General features: G+C 66.1%; 17 protein-coding genes. All 17 read left to right on the top strand.

Annotation, left to right across the window (positions count from 1 at the left end; translation table 11 throughout):
• Positions 1–181 precede the first annotated feature (181 nt).
• The 17 genes from smc to D573_RS0112245 all read left to right on the top strand — a co-directional run bounded on the left by smc (position 182) and on the right by D573_RS0112245 (position 16,923).
• The gene (smc, locus tag D573_RS0112325) at positions 182–3,676 is read left to right on the top strand and encodes a chromosome segregation protein SMC (RefSeq protein ID WP_018938964.1); all 3,495 of its coding nucleotides are present in this window, start codon (positions 182–184) and stop codon (positions 3,674–3,676) included.
• Between the two features lie 39 nt (positions 3,677–3,715).
• Positions 3,716–4,933: a cell division protein ZipA C-terminal FtsZ-binding domain-containing protein gene (locus tag D573_RS0112320; RefSeq protein WP_018938965.1), complete on the top strand. Its 1,218-nt coding sequence runs from the start codon at positions 3,716–3,718 to the stop codon at positions 4,931–4,933.
• Positions 4,930–7,020, top strand: coding sequence for an NAD-dependent DNA ligase LigA (gene ligA / locus D573_RS0112315; RefSeq protein WP_018938966.1), 2,091 nt, complete (start codon positions 4,930–4,932; stop codon positions 7,018–7,020). The genes D573_RS0112320 and ligA overlap by 4 nt, the downstream gene beginning before the upstream one ends.
• 156 nt (positions 7,021–7,176) lie before the next feature.
• A complete protein-coding gene (locus D573_RS0112310) occupies positions 7,177–7,632 on the top strand; it encodes a transposase (protein ID WP_018938967.1) in 456 nt (151 codons plus the stop codon).
• A 286-nt stretch (positions 7,633–7,918) separates the two neighbouring features.
• Complete coding sequence (locus tag D573_RS0112305; RefSeq protein ID WP_018938968.1) at positions 7,919–9,820, top strand: nucleoside-diphosphate sugar epimerase/dehydratase; 1,902 nt, start codon at positions 7,919–7,921, stop codon at positions 9,818–9,820.
• A gap of 229 nt (positions 9,821–10,049) precedes the next feature.
• On the top strand, positions 10,050–11,216 hold the full coding sequence (locus D573_RS0112300; protein ID WP_018938969.1) for a nucleotide sugar dehydrogenase: 1,167 nt from the start codon (positions 10,050–10,052) through the stop codon (positions 11,214–11,216).
• A gap of 375 nt (positions 11,217–11,591) precedes the next feature.
• Positions 11,592–11,951 (top strand): MarR family EPS-associated transcriptional regulator, encoded by a 360-nt coding sequence (locus D573_RS0112295; protein ID WP_018938970.1) that lies wholly within the window; start codon positions 11,592–11,594, stop codon positions 11,949–11,951.
• A gap of 306 nt (positions 11,952–12,257) precedes the next feature.
• A complete protein-coding gene (locus D573_RS0112290; RefSeq protein ID WP_081618766.1) occupies positions 12,258–12,512 on the top strand; it encodes a DUF4258 domain-containing protein in 255 nt (84 codons plus the stop codon).
• Between the two features lie 2 nt (positions 12,513–12,514).
• A complete protein-coding gene (locus tag D573_RS0112285; protein ID WP_018938972.1) occupies positions 12,515–12,706 on the top strand; it encodes a DUF2283 domain-containing protein in 192 nt (63 codons plus the stop codon).
• A gap of 330 nt (positions 12,707–13,036) precedes the next feature.
• Positions 13,037–13,300, top strand: a complete 264-nt coding sequence (locus D573_RS0112280) for an AbrB/MazE/SpoVT family DNA-binding domain-containing protein (RefSeq protein WP_018938973.1) — start codon at positions 13,037–13,039, stop codon at positions 13,298–13,300.
• On the top strand, positions 13,297–13,677 hold the full coding sequence (locus D573_RS0112275; RefSeq protein ID WP_018938974.1) for a PIN domain-containing protein: 381 nt from the start codon (positions 13,297–13,299) through the stop codon (positions 13,675–13,677). Before D573_RS0112280 ends, D573_RS0112275 begins: the two co-directional genes overlap by 4 nt.
• 430 nt (positions 13,678–14,107) lie before the next feature.
• Entirely contained in the window at positions 14,108–14,350 is a 243-nt protein-coding gene (locus D573_RS0112270; RefSeq protein ID WP_018938975.1) for a type II toxin-antitoxin system ParD family antitoxin, read from the top strand.
• Between the two features lie 327 nt (positions 14,351–14,677).
• The gene (locus tag D573_RS0112265) at positions 14,678–14,968 is read left to right on the top strand and encodes a type II toxin-antitoxin system RelE/ParE family toxin (protein WP_018938976.1); all 291 of its coding nucleotides are present in this window, start codon (positions 14,678–14,680) and stop codon (positions 14,966–14,968) included.
• A gap of 341 nt (positions 14,969–15,309) precedes the next feature.
• Positions 15,310–15,546: an antitoxin gene (locus D573_RS0112260; RefSeq protein WP_026287991.1), complete on the top strand. Its 237-nt coding sequence runs from the start codon at positions 15,310–15,312 to the stop codon at positions 15,544–15,546.
• Between the two features lie 3 nt (positions 15,547–15,549).
• Complete coding sequence (locus D573_RS0112255; RefSeq protein ID WP_018938978.1) at positions 15,550–15,957, top strand: type II toxin-antitoxin system VapC family toxin; 408 nt, start codon at positions 15,550–15,552, stop codon at positions 15,955–15,957.
• A gap of 314 nt (positions 15,958–16,271) precedes the next feature.
• Entirely contained in the window at positions 16,272–16,586 is a 315-nt protein-coding gene (locus tag D573_RS0112250; protein ID WP_018938979.1) for a nucleotidyltransferase family protein, read from the top strand.
• Positions 16,576–16,923 carry a DUF86 domain-containing protein gene (locus tag D573_RS0112245; RefSeq protein WP_018938980.1) on the top strand — a complete coding sequence of 116 codons (348 nt, stop codon included), beginning with the start codon at positions 16,576–16,578 and terminating at the stop codon, positions 16,921–16,923. Before D573_RS0112250 ends, D573_RS0112245 begins: the two co-directional genes overlap by 11 nt.
• Positions 16,924–17,047: the final 124 nt, after the last annotated feature.

Genomic DNA, 17,047 nt, shown 5'->3' with positions numbered 1-17,047 from the left:
GGCCTGCCCGCGAAGCCCCCGCCAAAGCGGGAGGCAAGGAAGGCTTGGCGTGCAGGCGCGCCGCAGGGTTTTGTGTGGTTTCGTGAAACGGTTGGATTGTCGAACTGGCAGTGGGTCACGGTAAACGTCTAAGCGTGTACCATTCTAACCCCGACTTTCCTGACCGCGGATAGCGCCGAACGTGCGACTCGCCCGAATCAAGCTGGCCGGCTTCAAGTCGTTCGTGGACCCGACCACACTCGTCCTCCCCGGCAACCGGGTGGGCGTGGTCGGGCCGAACGGCTGTGGCAAGTCCAATACCATCGACGCCGTGCGCTGGGTCATGGGCGAGTCCTCGGCCAAGCACCTGCGCGGGGACTCCAGCGAGGACGTCATCTTCAACGGCTCCTCCAGCCGCAAGCCGGTGGGGCAGGCCTCCATCGAGCTGGTGTTCGACAACTCCGACGGTCGCCTGGGCGGCGAGTACAGCGGCTACGGCGAGATCGCGGTCAAGCGCGCGCTGACCCGCGACGGCCAGTCCAAGTACTTCCTCAACGGCCAGCGCGCGCGCAAGCGCGACGTGGTCGACCTGTTCCTCGGCACCGGCTTGGGCCCGCGCAGCTACGCCATCATCGAGCAGGGCATGATTGCGCGGCTGATCGAGGCGCGCCCCGAAGAGCTGCGCGTCTACCTGGAAGAGGCCGCCGGCATCTCGAAGTACAAGGAGCGCCGCCGCGAGACCGAGAACCGGGTACGCCATACCCGCGAGAACCTGGAACGCCTGGACGACGTGCGCGACGAGGTGTCCAAGCAGGCCGAGCGCCTCAACCGCCAGGCCGCGACTGCCGAGCGCTACCAGGCGCTGGCCGCCGAGCGCCGGCGCAAGCGCGCCGAGGCCATCCTGCTGCGCCTGCAAGCGCAGGAGCAGGAGACGGAGGCCAGCCGCGCCCGCCTGAACGACGCCGAGACGGCGTTGGCTGCGAGCCAGGCCGAGGCCCAAAAGGCCCAGACGGGCACCGAGCAGGCACGCCAGGAGCGGGTCGAGCTGGAGGCCGCTACCACCCAGGCACAAAGCGCCTATTACGATCGCGCCGCCGAGGTCTCGCGCCTGGAGCAGTCCATCCGCCATGCGGAGGACGAACTGGCGCGCGAACAGGCCGAACTGCGCCAGCTCGAAAGCCGCATCGAGGCCGCCGCCAGCGAGCACCAGGCGGTGGAGGCGCGCATTACCCAGGCGGAACAGGAGAGTACGCAGCGTCAGGAGGCCGCCACGACCGCGGAGGCCGAGCGCGAACGCCTGGAAGCTGCCGCCGAAGGTGCCGAAACCGAATATCAGAGCGCACGCGAGGCGCTCACCGAGTGGGAGCGCTCGCTCGCCGAGCCGCGCCAAAACGCCCAGCTCGCGCGCTCGCGCATGGACAATGCCGAGCATCTGCTCAAGCGCGTCGCCCAGCGCCGGGAACGCGTGGAGGCCGAGCGCGCGGCCCTGCCGCAGACCCATCCGGGCACCGAGGCCGACCGCCTGGACGCGGAACTCACCGGACTGCGCGAGCGCTTGCAGGGGCTGCAGGGCGAACGCGACCAGCAGCAGGCCGCGCTGGCCGATCTCGAACAGGCCCAGCGCGAGGAGCAGGACACCCTGCACTCCACCGAACGCGAGGCGCGCGAGGTCGCCGGGCGCCTGGCGGGGCTGGAGCACTTCGCCGGCGAGGATGACCCGCAGGAGACCCGCGCCCGCCGCGAGGCCTGGGCGCGCGAGCACGGGCTGGACCTGTCGCGCCCGCTGGTGCAGCAGCTGGAGGTGACCGAGGGCTGGGATACCGCGGTGGAGATGGTGCTGGGCAGCTGGCTGGAGGCCGCCGTCACCGATCAGCCGGAGACCGCGCCGGATCTCCCCGAGGCGATGCTGCGCCTGGTCGGCACGGGCCTGTCGCACACGCCGGAGGTGCCGGCGGGGAGCCTGGCCGGGCAGGTACAGGGCTCCCCGGTCGTCACTGCCTGGCTCGCCTTGGTGCATTGCGCGGAGGATGCCGACGCGGCGCGGGCGCGCCTGGCCACGCTGGGGCCGGGCGAGAGCGTGATCACCCCGGACGGCACCTGGCTGGGCCCGGGCTGGGTCGCTCATCGCACGCTGGAGGGTGGGGCCAGCGGTGCGGTGGCCCGCGTCCGCCTGGCGCGCGAGCTGCAGGAACGCCAGGAGGAACTGAACACGCAGGTGAGCCGGCTGCAGGCCGCGCTGGAAGAACGCAACGAGACCATCGCGGCCACTCGCGCCCGGCGGGAGGCGCTGGACGGGCAGATCCGCGAACAAAAGGCGCAGATCGAGGACCGTGAGCGTCGCGTGCAGCGCCTGCGCGACCAGGCGCGCCAGCTGGAGCAGCAGCAGGAACGCATCGACCGCGAGGCGGGCGAGCTGGACGAGGAGGCCGCGCGCGCCCGCGAGCAGTTCGCCACCGCGGAGGCCGAACGCAACGAGGCCCTGACCCGCATCGAGACCCTGGAGGCCGACCGCGCCGCTCTGGAGGCGCGGGTCGAGGCCGCGCGCACGGCCCAGACGGGCGCCCGCGACGCAGTGCGCGCGGCGCGCGACACGGCCAACCAGGCGCGCATGGCCGAGCAGGAGGCGCGCCATCGCCTGGAACGCGAACAGAACGAACGCGGGCGCCTGGAGCGCCAGCGCGAGGACGACGCCCAGCGCCGCGAGCGCCTGGCGCAGGGGCTCAGCGACCGCCAGGGCCCGCTGGAGCAGTGGCGCGCGGACCTGCAGACCGTGGCGGAACAGCGCCAGGCCGCCGAGGCCCGCCTGACCCAGGCGCGGGCGGACCTGGAGGCCTGCGACGCGCGGCTGCGCGAGCTGGCGAGCACCAGCACCGAGCTGGGCAACCGGGTCGAGGCGCAGCGTTCGACCTGCGAGGAGCTGCGCCTGGATCTGCGCGAACGCTCGGTGCAGATCGAACAGCTCAAGACCCAGTTCCAGGAATCCGGCTTCGCCGCCGAGGCCCTGGCGCCCGAGCTACCGGAGGACGCGACCGTCCCCGCCTGGGAACAGGCGATCGGCGAACTGGATCGCAAGATCGAGAAGCTCGGACCGATCAACCTGGCGGCGATCGACGAGGCGCGCAGCCTGGAGGAGCGTTCGCGCTACCTGGAGGAGCAGCACGCCGACCTGATCGAGGCGCTGGAAACCCTGGAGCAGGCGATGCATCGCATCGATCGCGAGACCCGGGCCCTGTTCAAGCAGACCTTCGATCAGGTGAATGCCGGGCTCGGGCACAAGTTCCAGCGCCTGTTCGGCGGTGGCGAGGCGCGCCTGGAGATGACCGGCGATGACCTCCTGGATACCGGCGTCACCATCATGGCGCGCCCGCCGGGCAAGCGCCTGTCGACCATCCACCTGATGTCCGGCGGCGAGAAGGCGCTTACCGCCTCGGCCCTGGTGTTCGCGATCTTCGAGCTGAATCCGGCGCCCTTCTGCATGCTGGACGAGGTGGACGCCCCACTGGACGAGGCCAACGTCGGCCGCTTCTGTGACCTGTTGCGCGAGATGTCGGAGCAGATCCAGTTCATCTTCATTACTCACAACAAGGCAACGATGGCCATGGCGGAACAGCTGATCGGCGTTACCATGCACGAGCCAGGCGTGTCGCGCCTGGTTAGCGTGGATATCGACGAGGCTGTGGAACTGGCCGAGGCCTGACCGTCGGTACCGGGATCAACGAGGTTTTTTGTGGATTGGATGCGTATCAGCCTGGTCATTTTGGGGATTGTCCTGATCGCGGGGATCTGGGCCGCCCATCGTCTGCGCGCGCGGGCGCAGCAGCGCGATATGGAGGACGATGCCGCGGACTGGGGCGACGAGGCCGTACATATCCGTGCCAGTGACGAGCCGGGCGACAAGCGCTGGTACGAGCCGGCCGAGCCCGGGGACTCCGTTGAACCGGAGGCCGGCTGGGGCGATCCGCTGGATACCGGGCGCAGCGTTCGCACGGGCGGCGCGCGCGAACCCGCGTTCGACGAGCCGCGCATCCCCGGCGCGGCGCGCGAGGAGCGCCACGAGCCGCACCTCGGCGTGACCGCCAACGACGACGAGCCGGATCTGGAACCGGACTACGGTCGGCGGGGTGAGCGCGCCCAGGACATCTACGGCGTGCTGGACAGCGACGACGAGCCCACGCCGCCCCCGCCGCACGGGGCGTTCGAACCGTCGCCCGAGGATCGCCCGGCCCGGGCCCGGCGCAAGGGTTCGGCCAGCGCCCCGGTCGAGCGGGCCCGCGAGGCGTTCGGGGGGCTGGGTGCACGTCTGCGCTCCGGCATGGATCGCCTGCGTCCGGGCAAGCTCAAGCCAACGCGCGCCCATGACACCCTGGGCGAGCATCTGGATCCGGACCACGAGATGAACCCGGACCTGATCGAACAGCCGGCGCCGGATATGGAGACGCTGGGCGAATACGTGTCCGAGCCGCGCGTGGTGGGGCGCAATCCGAGGGCCGAACGCCGCCCGTCGGAGGAGAAAATCCTGCTGCTGCACGTGGTCGCGCCGCGCAACAAGCCGTTTACCGGCGTCGCCCTGGGTGCGGCGATGCAGCGCGCTGGAATGACCCCCGGCGAGATGGATATCTACCATTTCTTTGAGCCGGAGACGGATGCCGGCGTGCCGCTCTTCTCCGCCGCCAACATGATCCCGCCCGGCACCCTGCGCGAGGAAGACCTGGCGGACATGATGACGCCCGGCGTCACGCTGTTTACCCAGGTGCATCGCAGCGCCGAGCCGCAGCGCGCCTTCGAGGCGTTGCTGGAGCATGCCCACGTGCTGGCGCGCGATCTCGGCGGCAGCATCCTGGATGCCCAGCAGTCCACCGCGACCAACCAGACGCTGGCCTACATGCGCGAGGACCTGAGCGACTGGCTCCGCCGCCACCGCCCGGATGTGCTGCGCCGGCGGAGTACGCGGTGAGCCGGTCGGGTTCGCCTGCCTCGCAGGCTGGCTCGACGGATTCTCCGAAGACGCGCATCGACGCGCTGCGTCGCCAGATCGAGCATCACAACTACCGCTACTACGTGCTCGACGACCCCGAGGTCTCGGACGCCGAGTTCGATGCCCTGATGCGCGAGCTGGAGCAACTGGAGGCGGACCACCCGGAGTTTGTCACCCCCGATTCGCCCACCCAGCGCGTGGGCGCCACCCCGGCCGAGGGCTTTGCCACGGTCCGGCATCGCTTGCCAATGCTGTCGCTCGCCAACGGCTTCGAGGCGGACGCGATCCGCGACTTCGACCGCCGCGTGCGCGAGCGTCTGGCGAAACAGACTGGCGACCCTGCGCGCGGCGAGGGCGCCGTCACCTACATGGCCGAGCCCAAGCTGGACGGCCTCGCCATCAGCCTGATCTACGAGGACGGTCGCCTGATCCAGGCCGCCACCCGCGGCGACGGCGAGACCGGTGAGGACGTGACCGCGAACGTGCGCACTGTGCGGCCGATCCCGCTGCATTTGGGCGACCGCTTCACCGACGATGCCCCGCGGGTGCTGGAGGTGCGCGGCGAGGTCTTCATGCGCCGCGCCGACTTCGAGCGCCTGAATGCCGGGCTGGAGGCGGACGGCCTGCGCGGGTTCATGAACCCGCGCAATGCCGCCGCCGGCAGCCTGCGCCAGCTGGACTCGAAGGTGACCGCGCGCCGCCCGCTCAGCTTCTTTGCCTACTCGGTGGGTTTCGTCGAGGGTGGAACGCTGCCGGACACCCAGTCCGGCACCCTAGACTGGCTGCAGCGCCTGGGCTTCCCGGCCTGCCCGGAGCGCGAGGTGCTGGAGGGCGTCGAGGCCTGTCTCGAATACTACGAGCGCCTGGCCGCCCGCCGCGCGGGGCTGGACTACGAGATCGACGGCATCGTCTACAAGGTGGATGCCCTGGCCGATCAGCAGCAGCTCGGCTTCGTCTCGCGCGCGCCGCGCTGGGCCATCGCCCACAAGTTCCCGGCGGAGGAGCGCACCACCACCCTGCGCAATGTCGAGTTCCGTGTCGGCCGCACCGGTGCGCTCACCCCGGTGGCGCGCCTGGAGCCGGTGCTGGTCGGTGGCGTGATGGTCAGCAACGCCACCTTGCACAATATGGACGAGATCGCGCGCAAGGACGTGCGCATCGGCGACCGCGTGATCGTGCGCCGCGCCGGCGATGTGATCCCCGAGGTGGTCGGCCGCGCCGGCGGCGAGCGCCCCGCCGATACCCGCGCCATCGAGATGCCCGCGGCCTGCCCGGAGTGCGACTCGCACATCGAGCGCACCGAAGGCGAGGTCGTCGCCCGCTGTACCGGCGGGCTGGTATGCCCGGCGCAGCGGCGCGAGGCCCTCAAGCACTTCGTCTCGCGCCGCGCGATGGATATCGAGGGCTTCGGCGAGAAGATCATCGAGCAGCTGGCCGACGGCGGGATCGTGCAAAGCCCGGCGGATCTGTTTGCCCTGGATGCCGAACGCCTGGAGGCGCTGGAACGGGTCGGCCCGAAGCTCGCCGCGAACCTGGTCAACGCGCTGGAGCAGGCGCGCGAGACCACGCTGGCGCGCTTCATCTTCGCGCTGGGCATCCGCGAGGTGGGGGAGGTCACCGCCCGCAACCTGGCCGAATACTACGGCGACCTCGACACGCTGATGCAGGCGGATGCCGAGGCGCTGCAGGAAGTCCCGGATGTCGGCCCCATCGTCGCCGAGCACATCGCCAACTTCTTCGCCGAGCCGCACAACCTAGAGGTTATCCGCGCCCTGCGCGACGCTGGCGTGCACTGGCCCGACCCGCCCCGGCGCGAGGTCGCGGAGACGGGCGACGACGCGCCGTTGGCCGGCTGCACCTACGTCCTCACCGGCAGCTTCGACGCCATGACCCGCGACGAGGCCAAGGCCGCCCTCGAGGCCCGCGGCGCCAAGATCACCGGCTCCGTCTCCAAAAAGACCACCGCCGTCATCGCCGGCGCCGACCCCGGCTCCAAGGTCACCAAGGCCGAATCCCTCGACATCCCCATCCTCGGCCCCGACGACCTCGCCCAACTCCTAACCTGAGGCAATTTGGGCTGTCGCAATTTCACTGTGGGAGCGGGCCTCGCCCGCGAAGCGCCTGCCGGTGTTGGGCTTGGGCGGGAGGCGTTCGCGGGCAAGGCCCGCTCCCACAAAGCTCGTTCCTGCAAGTAAGTGCTTCGACAAGTCAAGGAGGTTGGAATGCCACGGAAGGCACGAACGCACCGTCTGCGCCTCGGCCGTTTCAGCGAGCCGGGGCGGGTCTATCTGATCACCGCGGTCTGTGCTAATCGGCAAGCATGGTTTTCGCAATTCGACCAGGGTCGCTGCGTCGTTCATGCGTTGCGCGATCTGGAAGGCGCGGCGTCGACGCTCTGTTTCGTGGTCATGCCTGACCATGTGCACTGGCTGATGCAGTTGGAAGGGGGTGACCTCTCCAGTACCGTGCAAAAGCTCAAGAGTCTCTCTACCCGCCGGATTGGGCGACTGCGGAGGTGCACGTGTCGAGTGTGGCAGAGCGGCTTCCACGACCGCGCGTTGCGCCGGGAAGAGGATCTCCAGGCGGTCGCCCGCTATGTGGTGGCGAACCCGCTGCGGGCAGGGCTGGTCGGCAATCTCGGTGATTACCCCCTGTGGGATGCGGCCTGGCTAGAGTAAGGGGCTGGATGGAGTTTGGCGGGGGTTTCGCGGCCAGGGCCGCTCCCACAGTAAACCAAGCCGGGGGTACCCTTGTGGGAGCGGGCCTGCCCGCGAAGCCCCTGCCAGCATGGAATGATGACAACCCCTTCAGCGATGAGTGCATTTTCATCACGGCTTGCTTATGCTCCGCACGCCGCGATGGAGAGCGGCGGCGAACGGGTGCGTACACTTGCTGTAGTGTAATTCAGGCAATTTTTGTGGACGGGAGAGTCGGGCGAGACATGCCGGAACGGTGTTGCAAATCATGCTGAGCCGGAGCTTGGAAAGGCTGCTCAAGCTGCCGCGCTCGACAAAGCGCTGGCTGATGGTGCTGGCGGATGTGGTCATGCTGCCGTTGGCGTTGTGGTCGGGCTTCGCCATCCGCCTCGCGGAGCCGTTCCCGACAATCATGCAGGAGACCTGGTGGCTGTTCCCTCTGGTGGTGCTGGTGGGCATACCCGTGTTCGCAAAGCTGGGTTTGTACCGGGCGGTAATCCGCTTCATGGGGTCCCGCACGATCTGGGCGGTGGGGTCCGGTGTGGCGGTCCTCGCTCTTGTTTTGTGGGCCGCCGTTGCGATCGGTCGCGTGGACAGCTTTCCGCGTTCCGTGCCGATCAACTTCGCGATCGTGGCCTTCATCTATGTCGGCGGCAGCCGCTTCCTGGTGCGCACGTGGTATCGCTCGATCATCGAGGCGGGCGCGGGTGCCGAGCCGGTGGTGGTGTTCGGGGCGGGCGAGGCCGGCGTGCAGCTCCTTTCCGGGCTCAAGGCCGGGGGCCGGTTTCGAGTGGTCGCCTTCGTAGACGAGGATCGCAGCCTGCAGGGGAGTTCGATCGACGGGATTCCGGTCCATAGTCCGGATCGTCTGGAGCGCTTTGTGTCGCGTTTTCGGGTCAAGCGGATGCTCCTGGCCATCCCATCCGCGACGCGCCAGGAACGCCGCCGCATTCTGGAACAGCTGGAGCCGCTTCCGGTGTACGTCCAGACGGTCCCGTCGATGGAGTCGGTGGTCTCCGGGCATGCGAGTCTCGAGCAGCTGGAGGACGTCGACATCGCCGATCTCCTCGGTCGTGATGCCGTACCGCCGGACCCGGAGCTACTCACCTGCAGTGTGCGCGACCGCATCGTCATGGTGACCGGGGCGGGCGGCTCCATCGGTTCGGAATTGTGTCGGCGCATCATTCGTCTCGAACCGGCGACGCTGATCCTGTTCGAGCGCAACGAGTTTGCGTTGTACAGCATCGAACGCGAGTTGCAGGAAACCGCGGCGCAGCTGGACCGGTGCCCGGCCGTCCACGCGGTTCTGGGTTCCGTCGCCAATACGCGACGCGTGGCCTCCGTGCTGGCGGAGCATGGCGTGCAGACGCTTTATCACGCGGCGGCCTACAAGCACGTCCCCATCGTCGAGGCCAACCTGATCGAGGGCGTGCGCAACAATGTCTTCGGTACCGCCGTGCTCGCGGAGGCAGCGCTCAATGCCGGCGTGGACCGCTTTATCCTGATCTCCACCGACAAGGCCGTGCGTCCCACCAACGTCATGGGCGCCACCAAGCGCCTGGCCGAGATGGTGCTGCAGGATCGCGCCCGAGAGCAGCGCGGGACCATCTTCAGCATGGTGCGCTTCGGCAACGTGCTGGGCTCGTCCGGCTCCGTGGTGCCGCTGTTCCACCAGCAGATCCGCGATGGCGGCCCGGTGACGGTGACCCATCCGGAGATCACGCGCTACTTCATGTCCATCCCCGAGGCGGCCGAACTGGTGATCCAGGCCGGTGCCATGGCCGAGGGCGGCGAGGTCTACGTGCTCGACATGGGCGAGCCGGTCCGCATCGTGGACCTGGCGCGCCGCATGATCCATCTGCATGGGCGCCAGGTGAAGGAAGACGGCGTGCCCGAAGATGGCGTGGAGATCGTGTTCACCGGCCTGCGTCCGGGCGAGAAGCTCTACGAGGAGCTGCTGATCGGCGACAACGTCCAGGCCACAGGCCATCCGCGGATCATGCGCGCACGCGAGGACTGCGTATCGGCGAAGGACCTGCACGCAGCCCTCAATCAGCTGGACCAGGCCGACCGCGACATGGACACCGAGCGGGCCTGCCGCACCATCCGCGCTGTGGTGCACGAGTACGCCCCGGCCAATCACCCACCGCAGGAACGCGTGGCTGGGTAAGGCGGGCGTTAACCTTTCGTGCCCCCGATCGCATCATTGTTCATGGCGCCCCAGTATCCTCGGGCGCTGGGTAAACGTGCCAGCGCCCCTGTAGGAGCCTGCTCGCAGGCGAAGCCCCTGCCCGCGCCGGACTTCGGCAGGGGCTTCGCCGCCAAGGCGGCTCCTACGGGGCTCGGACGCACGGCCGACGAACTTGGCTACACCGATTGCAACAGGAAGGAAACCAGGAATGAAAATCGCAGTCGCCGGAACCGGCTACGTCGGGCTCTCCAACGCCGTCCTGCTTGCGCAGAACCATGAGGTCGTCGCGCTCGACGTGGTGCCGGAGAAGGTCGACCAGATCAACCGCAAGCACTCCCCGATCATCGATGTCGAGATCCAGGACTTCCTGGAAAACCACGCGCTGAACCTCAAGGCCACGCTGGACAAGCAGGAGGCCTACGCGGGCGCGGACTTCGTGATCATCGCCACGCCGACGGACTACGACCCGCAGACCAACTACTTCAACACCGCCACCGTGGAGTCGGTCATCCGCGACGTGCTGGCGATCAATCCGCATGCGGTAATGGTCATCAAGTCCACCGTGCCGGTCGGCTACACGCGCGAGATCAAGGCGGAGCTGGAGACCGACAACATCCTGTTCTCGCCGGAATTCCTGCGCGAGGGCCGGGCGCTGTACGACAACCTGCACCCCTCCCGGATCATCGTCGGTGAGCAGTCCGAGCGGGCCGAGACCTTCGCCCGGCTGCTGGCGGAAGGCGCGATGGACCACGATATCCCCATGGTCTTCACGCACTCGACCGAGGCCGAGGCGATCAAGCTGTTCGCCAACACCTACCTGGCCATGCGCGTGGCGTATTTCAACGAGCTGGACAGCTACGCCGAAGCCAACGGCCTGGATACGCGCCAGATCATCGAGGGCGTGTGCCTGGACCCGCGCATCGGTAGCCACTACAACAATCCCTCTTTTGGCTTTGGCGGCTATTGCCTGCCGAAAGACACCAAACAGCTGCTGGCCAACTACGACGAGGTCCCGAATAACATTATCAAGGCCATTGTTGACGCCAATCGCACGCGAAAGGACTTTGTTTCCGACGCGATCATCAAGCGCCAGCCGAAGGTCGTCGGCATCTACCGCCTGGTGATGAAGAGCGGCTCCGACAACTTCCGCGCCTCCGCCATCCAGGGCGTAATGAAGCGCATCAAGGCCAAGGGCATTGAGGTCGTCGTCTACGAGCCGGAGCTCCCCGACGACGAGTTCTACCACTCCCGCGTCATCCGCGACCTGGACGAGTTCAAGCACGTGTCCGACGTCATCGTCGCCAACCGCATCACCGACGACATCCGCGACCAGGCCGACAAGATTTACACCCGCGACCTCTTCAACAACGACTGACCTGCACCGTGCACCTTGCGCGTAGGAGCCCAGCCCCCTGGGCGATAGGGCTCAACCAACGCCCCAATCGCCGAGAGGCTCGGCTCCTACAGGTCCGGGATCCATAGCACGTGTAGGAGGCCAGCCTCTGGCCGATAGGGCCTGACCAACGTCCCGATCGCCAAGAGGACCCGGCTCCTACTCGCGAAGCTCCATCAAAATCAGCCCGTCGCTGGGAGCCGTTGATTGCGGCCCTTGTAAATGGTCCAATGTGCGTTCAGCCCGTGAACGTACGGTGAAGAAAAGATCCCCCAGCCGAGGCGGACCCGCAAGAAATCGGGGTGGACCGTCCCGGCGGTAGCGTGCCCAAACGCCGCCCACCGAATCGATAACCTATTGATTGAAGAAGACCTTCATCTGGAAGTGCTCCGCCTGCTCGAACGCGAGCCGGACATGAGCCAACGCCAGCTCGCGCGTGCCCTGGGCCTGTCTGTGGGCAAGACGCACTACGCCCTCAAGGCCGTGCTCGACCGCGGCTGGGTCAAGGCGCAGAACTTCCGCCGCTCGGACAACCGCTCCGCCTACCTGTACAAGCTCACGCCAAGCGGCCTACAGGAAAAGGCCCGCCTGGCGTACGGCCTGCTCCAGCGCAAACGCGCCGAGCACAAAACCCTGATGACCGAAATCGAACAACTCCGCGCCGAGCTCCAGGGCACAAAGCCCGAGGCCGTAGCCCCGGAGCCCCGCAATCCGTAGGAGCCGCCTTGGCGGCGAAGCCCCTGCCAGAGCCGGACGCGGGCAGGGGCATTCGCCTGCGAGCAGGCTCCTACCGGGCCCGGCTCAGCGTCACGCCAACCGTCATCTGTGCGGACCACCCGTCCCCACCGTCATCCCGGCCGCGGCGAAGCGAAGAGCCGGGATCTGCACCGGTGGGGGCTCCCCAGACGCACGAGATCCCGGATAACCGCTTCGCGGTTTCCGGGATGACGAAGTTGGGCGCTCACAAAGAGCTAGAACGGTCAGAGAGCTCACTGGCCGAACTTGGAGATGAGAGGCAAAGGAATGCACTCCCAACGATTCGACCGACCGATAAACGTTACGCGCCATGCGCGAGAACGGATGGCGCAGCGCGAAATCTCGGAAAGCGATTTGGCGGAATTGGTGGAAACGGGTGAGCTACGCTACAAGGATGAGCGTCGGTTATGGACCGCGAAGCACTTCGAAGACCGTTGCGACAACCTCATTTGTGCGGCTTTGGTGCTTGAAGAACAATTGGTAGTCAAAACCGTCATGCATCACTTTGACTGGAGAGAGTGACGATGCGCACGACCTATGACGAAACCGATGACATTCTCGTCCTGCATCTGTCCGACAAGCCGATTACGCGCGAATGTTCGCAGGACTGGAACACTAGTGTGAGCTACGCCGAAGACGGAACGATTGTGGAAGTCGTGATTCTCGAAGCGTCCAAGCAGGGAGCCTGGCCGCTCCTGCGGTCGGAAGCCGCCTGAGCCCAACCGCATCGGCTTTAACGGAACGCCGTTGAGCTGTCGCAGGTGCGGCCGGTTCGTATTTCCGCGCCCGATCGCCGAGTGGCTCGGCTCCTACAGGTCTAGGGCCACCAAGCGGTGTAGGAGCCCAGCCCCTGGGCGAACGGGTCTGTCCAATGCCCCAATCGCCGAGAGGGCTCGGCTCCTACAGGTCCGGGTCCACCGCAGGTAAACGGTCATCCCGGTCGCAGCGAAACGTAGAACTGTGAAGAACTGATCTGCCTCCGTCGTTCTTGCGCGCCGGACGAGTGCGTGTCACCTTCTAGTAGGTCGTGGCATGAGGAACGATTGATGGCACATCAAGATAACGAAGTCCAGATAGGGGCTCAGGGCCGCGTCGTTATTCCCGCGGGGCTGCGCAAGACACTCAAGCTGAAAGCCGGCGACCGCTTGGTCGCGCGTCTGGTTGGCGAGAGCTTGGTGCTGGAACGGCGAGAACTCGTCGAGAGGCGGTTGCGCGATCGGTTCAAGCACATCCCCAGGGACGTCAGCCTTGTGGATGAGCTGATCGACGAGCGGCGGTCCGAGGCGACGCGCGAGCGCAAGGCTCCATGACCACGGTACTGGATGCTTCGGCAGTGTTGGCCTTTCTGCATGACGAGCCGGGTGGCGACCACGTGGCACCCGCTTTGGATGGCGGCCGCGTCTCAACCGTGAACTGGTCCGAAGTGATGCAGAAATCGCTCCAGCGCAACGTGAACATCCAGGAGATGCAGCAGGAGTTTTCCGATGTCGGGCTGCTTTTCGAGCCCTTCACAGCGGAACAAGCCGCGTTGGCGGCACAACTCTGGGAGCCTTCTCGGCAGCACGGGCTGTCGATGGCCGACCGGGCCTGCATCGCCCTGGCGATGGACAAGGCGCTCCCTGTGCTGACCGCCGACCGAGCATGGGGTCAGCTGGACTTGGGGATTGCCATTCAGGTTTTGAGGTAAGAGCGCGCAAGCGCATCGACACCCGCGACATGGGCTCGGACGAAGCCGCCCATCGCATCCTGCTCAAGCTGGAAGCCATGGGTTTCATCCGCAACCCGTAAACAGCACCAACCCATGTGCATGTAGGCGCCCAGCCTCTGGACGAACAGGCCTGTCCGGCGTCGCAATCGCCGAGAGGCTCGGCTCCTACAGGCTGCGGAGCCACGGCGAGTGTAGGAGCCCAGCCCCTGGGCGATAGGGCCCAACCAATGCCCCAATCGCCGAGAGGCTCGGCTCCTACAGGTCCAGGTCTACCTTGCGTAGAACGGTTATGCCGGCCGAAGCGAAGGGAAGGGCCGGGATCCGGGGGTGCGGTCGCACAATGGGTTCGGGACGGCTATCATTGTCTTTATGGCAAAGATTGCCAAGAAAGCTGGAGGTTTGTGAGGCTATGGCGACCATGAACGTATCGCTTCCCGACCCGATGAAGAACTGGGTCGAAAAGCAGGCCGAATCCGGTCAGTACAGCAACGTCAGCGATTACGTGCGCGATCTGATCCGTCACGACCAGGAGCGTGCCGAGAAGGTCGAGCGCATGCAGACGTTCGTCACGGAAGCGCTGGAGAGCGGTCCCGGCCAGCACAGTATGGAAGAGCTCCACGAGCGGGCGGCGCGCCAATGTTCCGGTTCCTGACTCGCCAGGGAGACGCTGATTGAATCGCACGTTCGCGCTCGAGTCGCTTTTTACGTGCGAACAAGGCGCGGCGACTGCCGTGCAGTCATTCTGCACAAGGGAGCCGCAACGCCGTGCGCGCACCCGTTTTGGTCAACAACGGGCGGCCGAGCCCCTGCTTTCAATAGCGTGTAGGGGTTGGCACCCCAGGTTCCACGATCCTGCGTTGCGCCCCGAAGAAATCAAAAACGGGCGGGTAGAACCACTACCCGCTGCACGACGCGCCTGGTCTCGGAAAACCTGGGTTATCAACGCGAGCGCGCGATTCAATCAGCGTCTCCCTCGGTAATGCCCTTTTACCTGAGTGAAAAGGCGGAGGAGGATGTCATCTCCATCTTTGTCCAGGGCGCAGCAGAGTTTGGTCTTGACCAAGCAGGGCGGTATCACGCAGCGCTGGAGCGCCAGTTCCGGTTCCTGGCGGAGAACCCGCTGGTGGCCCGCGAACGCGCCGAAATCGCTCCGCCTGTACGTGTCCACCCGTTTCAGGCGCATATCGTCGTCTACATCCTGGATCCGGTTGGCGACGTCTATATTCTCCGGGTGCGCCACGCACACGAAGATTGGCTTCCAAACCCTTGAGGTTCGCCGCAAGCCGATACGAGCCAGCCAACGCCCCAATCGCCGAGAGGCTCGGCTCCTACAACTCAAAGGCCCAAAGCCGTCGCCGCCCTGCGCTGCACGTCATTCCGGCCGTACGTCCTCCCACCCCGTCATCCCCGCCGTAGCGAAGCGAAGAGCCGGGATCTACACCGCTGGGGGTCGCCCGGACGCCCGAGATCCCGGATAACCGCTCCGCGGTTTCCGGGATGACGGAGGGGCGCGCAGGTTGTATGAGCCGAACCCACTGAGCGATGAGGCCTGGAAACACGCCGCTGGCTGGGATATGCTTTAGGCATATGCATCCATTTTGGGGCTAGATAATGAAGCGACGCACGGCGAGTTTGTTTCGGAATGGGCGCAGTCAGGCCGTACGGCTGCCGAAGGGATTTACGTTCGATACCGATGAGGTGGTCATCGAAAAGCGCGGGGATGCATTGATCCTGCGGGCCAAGCCGCGGTCCTGGGATGATTATTTCCTGGGTCCTGCCGAGACCCTGCCCGACGACTTTCCCGATTCGATCGAGGATCGAATGGCCCAGGATCGCGAGGCGTTGTGATCCATGCGCTATATGCTGGACACGAACATCTGTATCTACATCATGAAACGCCGGCCGCCAGAGGTGCACGAACGGTTACGCCACGTGCCGGTGGGGGAGGTAGGCCTATCCGCCGTCGTCCTGGCGGAATTGCGTTACGGCGTTTGCCGGTCGAATCAGAAAGAGCGTAGCGAGGCCGCATTGGAGCGTTTTCTGGCTTTCACGCAGGTGTGCGACTGGCCGGAAGAAGCAGCCGACCATTACGGAGACATCCGGGCTGAGCTGGAACACGCTGGCGCCCCCATTGGCGCAAACGACCTTCTGATAGCGGCGCACGCACGGGCAACAGGAACCGTACTAGTGACGAACAATGGGCGCGAGTTTGAGCGTGTGCCCGGGCTGCAGGTGCAAAACTGGGTGTCTGCACATTGACCGCGCGCCGGTATCCCCGCGCCGACACGCGGCAGCGTTAGCCCGCGGCCGGAACGCTACATCCACCCCGTCATTCCGGCCGTAACCGCACCCCGTCATCCCGGCCGTAGCAAAGCGAAGAGCCGGGATCTCCACCGGTGGGACTGCCCGGACGCGGGAGATCCCGGATAACCGCTCCGCGGTTTCCCGGATGAGGGCGGTTGGTGTGGGGCCCGGGGCGACCGGATAGGCCGATGTGTTTGACTCACGTGCGTGTGCAGCGCGTTGCCTGTCGAGGCATCATGTATATCGTGTTGTGAGCAGGAGGTCGGTTCGTGCATCCACTGATTCACCAGAACCGAGAGGCGATTGAATCCATTTGCCGACGTTATGGTGTCCGGCGCTTGGAGGTGTTTGGGTCCGCTGCACGAGCTGTCGATTTTGATCCCATCCGATCGGATGTCGATTTCCTGGTCGAGTTTGCGCCGGAAAGCGAAGCGGCCACATCCCTCGAGCCGTTCCTGGCGTTTCGAAGCGCTCTGAGCCGCATCCTGGGGCGCCCGGTCGATCTAATCACCCCCGAGAGTTTGGCCAACCCCTATGTGCAGGCCGAGGTCGACAGGCATCGGGAATCGGTCCATGCGGCGTGATCCTCGAGCCTATCTGTGGGATGCCCGTGAAGCCGCCCGCCGCGTCGCGGACTTCATCGGCGATGCCAATGAGGATGCATATCTTCATAATGCCTTGATGCGCTCGGCTGTCGAGCGTCAGCTGGAGATCCTGGGTGAAGCACTTGGTCAGTTAGATAAGCTCGATCCGGAGATTGCGAAGCAAGTGCCGCAGCTACGAGCAGCGGTCGATCTACGAAACCCTCTTATTCATGGCTATGCGAAGGTTGATGACCGTATTGTGTGGAACACAGCGTGCAACGATGTACCTGTCATGGCCAACGAGCTCGATCGTCTTTTGAGTCGCCTGGATTCATGAATGCCCGAGGGCTGCGGGGAACCCGGGGTGGTCCGGCCGGAGAAAAAACCATTTCCCGTTTTCTAAGCCCCGCATAACCACGGATTCTGGCCTGCAGGGGCACGCACCGCGCTTGTGCGATCGG

Source organism: Thioalkalivibrio sp. AKL9, from assembly GCF_000377825.1.
Taxonomy (GTDB): domain Bacteria; phylum Pseudomonadota; class Gammaproteobacteria; order Ectothiorhodospirales; family Ectothiorhodospiraceae; genus Thioalkalivibrio; species Thioalkalivibrio versutus.
This window is presented reverse-complemented; position numbering and strand designations above follow the sequence as displayed.